Source organism: Frateuria sp., from assembly GCF_035695185.1.
Classification (GTDB): Bacteria; Pseudomonadota; Gammaproteobacteria; order Xanthomonadales; family Rhodanobacteraceae; genus Frateuria_A.
The window spans coordinates 1-5,025 of the sequence record NZ_DASSES010000084.1; the positions used below are offsets into that span (position 1 = coordinate 1).

Consider the following 5,025-nt stretch of genomic DNA (forward strand, 5'->3'; position numbering starts at 1 on the left):
CGGTCGCGACCATCGAGTGGCCACCGAGCACCCACGGCGCCACCAGCAACCAGCCACCGAAAAGCACATTCACCAGGCGTAGCGCGCGCGCCACCTCGGCCGTGGCGATGATCGCCACGGTGATCGTCAGCGCACCGATCAAGTGATCGCTGTTGGCCATGGCGCCAGAGGAACCCAGCGTCAGGCGGGTGAGCATGAGAAACGCGCCGATCGCCATGCTCACGCCCAGCGTCCATGGCAGCGTAATGCCGCGCCGCGCGTCCTGCCAGAACGCCGCTGGGTCGATCAGGTGGTCGGTTGAGGTCTCTTCGCCAGCCGCCACCGCGCCGCCACGGAAGAACGTGGCGACCAGCGGTTTGCCCTGCCGGTAGGCCCACAACAGGTACTGGCCCATCGCGATGACTTCGTCCAGCGCGAAGGGAATCATGATCACCATCGCCAGTGCCGCGACCAGCGCCGGCGTGCTCCAGGTGCCGATGACGATCGGCTGGATGATGACGAAGTAGATACTGACTACGCCCAGCGGGATGACCAGGATGCCGAAGAAGGTGACCATCCACGGCATCGTGCGCCAACGCGCCCGTGTGCCCATGACCGCCATCAGAATCTCAAGCATGTAGCTGACCGCACCCAGGCCCGCATCCGGAACCGGCCACGCCTTGGAGACGCTGGAGGTGATGATCTCTTCCGTACCGTTGCGCGGATCGAGCGGGTTGCCGGCGAAAAAGGGCTCCCACACCGTATCGATGTGCCCAAGCTGGTAGGCAGCCAGCATGCGCGAGATCAACAAGCCAATCAGTCCCAACGCCGCGATCGGCAACCGCTGTGCCCCGGTGGAGGGACAATAGGTCCAGCCGGGCGGGATGACCTTGGAGTCCATCATGCCTTCCATGCTCATCCCCGGCATCATCACGACCAGGACGGAGAAGGCGATCGCCAGCGCGCCCACCAGCAGGTCATTCTGAAATTGCGCGGCGCTCGGGCTCCACAGCGCCAGCGGCGCGAACAGCAGCCAGACGCCGACGAACGCGGCGGCCCACTGGCCGAACCAGGCGGTGCGTCGCGAGAGCGACAGGCCGCCAGCGATCACCAACAGCAGCCCACTGATCGCATCGCTCCAGGCCAGTGCTGCTGCACGCCATTCCACCGGCGACAGTTGACGCTCCAACGTCACCTCGTAGACCCGGCGCGTGATGGTGGCAGGGCCGGTGAAGCCGGTCACCCACGCGGTGGTCATCAGCCAGAAACCCAGCCCGATATTGGCCAGATGGGGCCAGCGGGTGGGTGGTCCGTCCGGGTGCATGTCGTGGTGGTTGGCATGCGCCATCCCCTGGGCCTGCACCGATTCATGGTGGGAGCCGTGGCCCTGCCTGCGCTCGTTACGCCCGGGACTGCGCCAGGCCACCCGCGAGGGATCGAGCTTGTTGGCCTCGTACCAACCGGTGGGATCGGCCTTGAGCGCCTGAACCATCTTGGGCAAGGTCCCGCGCAAGGTATGCGCGGGTTGCCAGCCCAGGACATCCCTTGCCCGGCGCGTATCGAGCAGGTAATGGTCGTTCGCCTGTTCGACCATCCACGGCTGGATGAAAGCGCCCTCGCCCAGCACATTCGTCTGCAGCCAGGCACCAATCTCGGCGGCGGCCTCCGGCACGCGGACCGTTTTCCAGGTGTGGCCGCGCAAGGCGTCGCCGATGATGTTCTGGATTTCGGCGTAGCCCAGGGCTTCCGCTTCGCCGATCAGCACCGTCCACTCCTGCGGCAGCTGCGTGCGGCGGGCGATGGTGCGTGCGAAGGCGTCGGCCAGGTCCTCCACGTGCACGAACGCCTGGCCCGCGCAAAGCATCCCCGGGAAGAGGTGGGACAGCACCCCACCTTCATAGATGCGCGCGATCTGCTGGACCGGAAACGGCGAATGCCCTACGTCGTCATAGACGCCCGCGATGCGCATTAGTACGAGCGGCACGGCCCCGTGGCGTGCGCAAAGCACCTCCTCGGCCGCGAGCTTGGACTGCGGGTAGGGCCATGTGGCGCCGAGCGGCGAGTCTTCGCCGATGGGCTCGTTCGGGCCTTGCTTGGGCGCGTAGACAAGCATGGTGCTCGCATAGACCAGTTGCTCCACCTCGAACGCGTCCAGCGCGTCGATGAGCCGTCCGGTTCCTTCGACCGTAATGCGCTCATACAGCGGACTGGGATCGCCTGTCAGGTCGTAATAACCCGCCAAGTGCAGCACCGAAGCCAGCTGGTGGCCGAAGCGCTCGGCTACCTCGGCCAAGGCCTGCTGGACTGACGTGGTATCACCCAGGTCACAGGCGATCCGTTCGATAGGTGCGTCGTCGTCGGTGAATCCGGGGCGGTCCAGCCCCACCAGGGTGTAGTTCGGGGCAAGACGCCTTACCAAGGCGCCTCCGATAAAACCGGAGGATCCCGTGATCAGCACCACGGGTTTGCGGGACTCGACCATCAGGTGGCTCCGTACGCGAGGACTCCTCTGCGCACCCTCGCGCATGCGTCGTCGGATGCCAGTGAGCAGGCCGTGAACACGGCTGCGAACCATAGACGTGGGTCCACCTTCGGTTCACGGCGTTGAAACGGCCGCGGGGACACCTTTTCCCTACGGCACTCGCGTCCTGGAGAAGCTCATGAAAAGTACGACCTTGATGACCGCCGCTGCTTCCATGGCACTTGGCGTAGCGATGTCACTCACCGCTTCGGTCTGGGCGCACGGCAACAGGGCCTCGGAGCCTGCGCAAGCACGCCCGCCTGCCACTGCTCAACCGGGCGATCGGATGGCCGACATGCACAGTCCCGGCTCCATGGAGCTGCATCGGATCATGGAAGAGAGCAAGGCCAGGCCCATGCCGATGACCGGCGATGTCGATAAGGACTTCGCCACGATGATGACCAGGCACCACCAGACCGCCTTCAAGATGTCGGACGCATTGCTGAAATACAGCAAGAATGACGGCTTGAGGGCACTGGCATCCCAGATGAAGGCTGCTCAACAAGAGGACATCCGCAAATGAAGCCCTACACGTAGTAACGAGGCTTCCAGCGATTGGCTCGGATCAAGCAGCCGGCTTTGCTCTGTTCTAAGATCCCATCATGGCCCATCGACGCCTGCTCCGACCCACGACCCGTCGCCGCCTTGCCTGGCTGGTGGCGGTGCTGCTCGTGTGGCAACAGCTGGCCATGGCCGCCTATGCGTGCACCCTGCCGCCGTCGGCGATCGCTCCTGCGATGGGGATGGCCCCATCCGGTTCCGTGGCGATGGAGAGGACCTGCCCGACCATGCACCACAGCGTGCCTGACCGGACAGTGTGCCAGGCGCACTGCCATCCTGACCGTGCGGCGCAGCCGGATGCACGCACCGGATCGGTGCCGCCCAGCGCCCTGGCCGCGTTGCCCCTTTACTGGCCTGCGCCCACGCTGGCGACCGCCACGTCAGGCCGCGCGCCGCAGCGGCTCGAACGTCTGCGCGCGCCACCCCCACCTGCCACGCTGCTGTACTGCTCGCTCCTGATCTAGACCGGCGCTCGCCATGCGCACCTCGTGCCGTCGCGCGCGAGGTTCCTCGATCATTGGGAGTGTCTTTCCATGGTGTGCCTGCCTTTTGCCCGACGCCGCATGGCATCGGGTCTGGCCATCGCCCTCGTGTGGGTGGTGGCTTTTCCTTCCTACGCCGGCGACGAGCCCGTCTCGCTCGCCCAGGCGATTCGTCTGGGCGTTGCTCAGGCCCCATTGCTCTCCGCCCGCGACGCCCAGATAAACGCTGCCCGCGAGGATGCCATGCGTGCCGGCCGCCTGCCCGATCCCTCGCTCACCTTCGGCGTGTCCAACTATCCCATCACCGGGCCCGGCGCCTTCAGCTTCCGCTCGGACACGATGACCATGCGCACGGCGGGCGTAATGCAGGCGATTCCGTCGCATGCCGCACGCGAGGCCGATCGGGAGCTGGCCAACGCGCAGATCGACGCTGCTGCGGCTGAGCGCACCGCCACCGCGCAGGACGTGCGCGAGCAGATTGCCGACGCTTGGATCGAGCTCTGGGCAGCCCAGCAGAAGCAAGGCCTCCTTGCCGCCCTTCGCGAAGAGAGCGATCTGGCCGTCAAGCTGACCCAGGCGCGCCTGCGTGGCGGCGAGGGCAGCGCGGCCGATGCACTGGCCGCACGGGCGGAAGCCGCCTCGCTGGACAACCGCCTGGCGGGCCTCGAGGCGGAACTCGCCGCTGCACAGGCCGGCCTGCAACGCTGGCTAGGCGCACCGGTGTCCGCGCTCGCTGCGTCGCCGGATTTCGACCACTTGCCGGTGGCGCCGGCGCAACTGGAGCAAGGTCTCGACCGCCAGGCCCCCATGCAGGCATGGCAGGCGCGCGAGCAGGTCGCGCAGGCGGCATTGAAGCAGGCCCGTGCCACCAAGCACCCGGACTGGAGCGTGAGCGCCAGCTATGGCCAACGCGCGCCCGGCCTGTCGGACATGGTGATGCTGCAGGTCGGGGTGAGCCTGCCCTTGTTCACCCGCAACCGACAAGACCGTGGCATCAGCGCGAAGCAGGCGCAATGGGACGCGGTGCAGGCTGAGCACGAGGATGCCCGCCGCGCCCAACGCGAGGCCGTGACGCGCGCCGTAGCGGCCTGGCAAGGCTGGGGCGACCAGCTTCAGCGCTACCGCGACACCTTGCTGCCGCTGGACCGTGATCGCGCCAAGACCGCGCTGGCCGGTTACCGCGGCGGCGGCGCGTTGCAACCGTGGCTGGATGCGCGACGCGACGAGCTCGAACGCCGCCTGGCCTACGCCGACGCGCTGGCCGCCCATGCGCGGCTGTGGGCGGCGCTCGCCTACCTCTTGCCCGGCACGGAGGACGCGCCATGAAGCGCTTTCTGATTCCACTATTGATCGCGGTGCTGGGGCTGGTGTTGCTCATCGGCGGCTATGTCGTGGGCCGCCACCAGGCGCCCGCGTCCACCACTTCGACGAACACGGGCAAGACCGACGCCGGCGGCCGCAAGGTCCTCTACTGGTACGACA

At 66.9% G+C, this 5,025-nt stretch carries 4 protein-coding genes; 3 read left to right on the forward strand and 1 reads right to left on the reverse strand.

Features of this window, described 5'->3' with window-relative positions; translation table 11 throughout:
- A partial coding sequence (locus VFH59_RS05655; protein ID WP_325163912.1) for an NAD-dependent epimerase/dehydratase family protein occupies positions 1 to 2,461 on the reverse strand: 2,461 nt, incomplete at its 3' end.
- Positions 2,462 to 2,639: 178 nt separating this feature from the next.
- Here VFH59_RS05655 and VFH59_RS05660 point away from each other — a divergent pair.
- The 3 genes from VFH59_RS05660 to VFH59_RS05670 all read left to right on the forward strand — a co-directional run bounded on the left by VFH59_RS05660 (position 2,640) and on the right by VFH59_RS05670 (position 4,869).
- Positions 2,640 to 3,023, forward strand: a complete 384-nt coding sequence (locus VFH59_RS05660; RefSeq protein ID WP_325163913.1) for a DUF305 domain-containing protein — start codon at positions 2,640 to 2,642, stop codon at positions 3,021 to 3,023.
- 79 nt (positions 3,024 to 3,102) lie between these two features.
- Positions 3,103 to 3,525, forward strand: a complete 423-nt coding sequence (locus tag VFH59_RS05665) for a hypothetical protein (protein WP_325163914.1) — start codon at positions 3,103 to 3,105, stop codon at positions 3,523 to 3,525.
- 99 nt (positions 3,526 to 3,624) lie between these two features.
- A complete protein-coding gene (locus tag VFH59_RS05670) occupies positions 3,625 to 4,869 on the forward strand; it encodes a TolC family protein (RefSeq protein WP_325163915.1) in 1,245 nt (414 codons plus the stop codon).
- Positions 4,870 to 5,025 lie beyond the last annotated feature (156 nt).

What these genes read in the sequence shown, in the direction of transcription:
- VFH59_RS05660 (WP_325163913.1), top strand. Translation starts at nt 2,640, where the DNA reads ATGAAAAGTACGACCTTGATGACCGCCGCTGCTTCCATGGCACTTGGC.
- VFH59_RS05665 (WP_325163914.1), top strand. Translation starts at nt 3,103, where the DNA reads ATGGCCCATCGACGCCTGCTCCGACCCACGACCCGTCGCCGCCTTGCC.
- VFH59_RS05670 (WP_325163915.1), top strand. Translation starts at nt 3,625, where the DNA reads ATGGCATCGGGTCTGGCCATCGCCCTCGTGTGGGTGGTGGCTTTTCCT.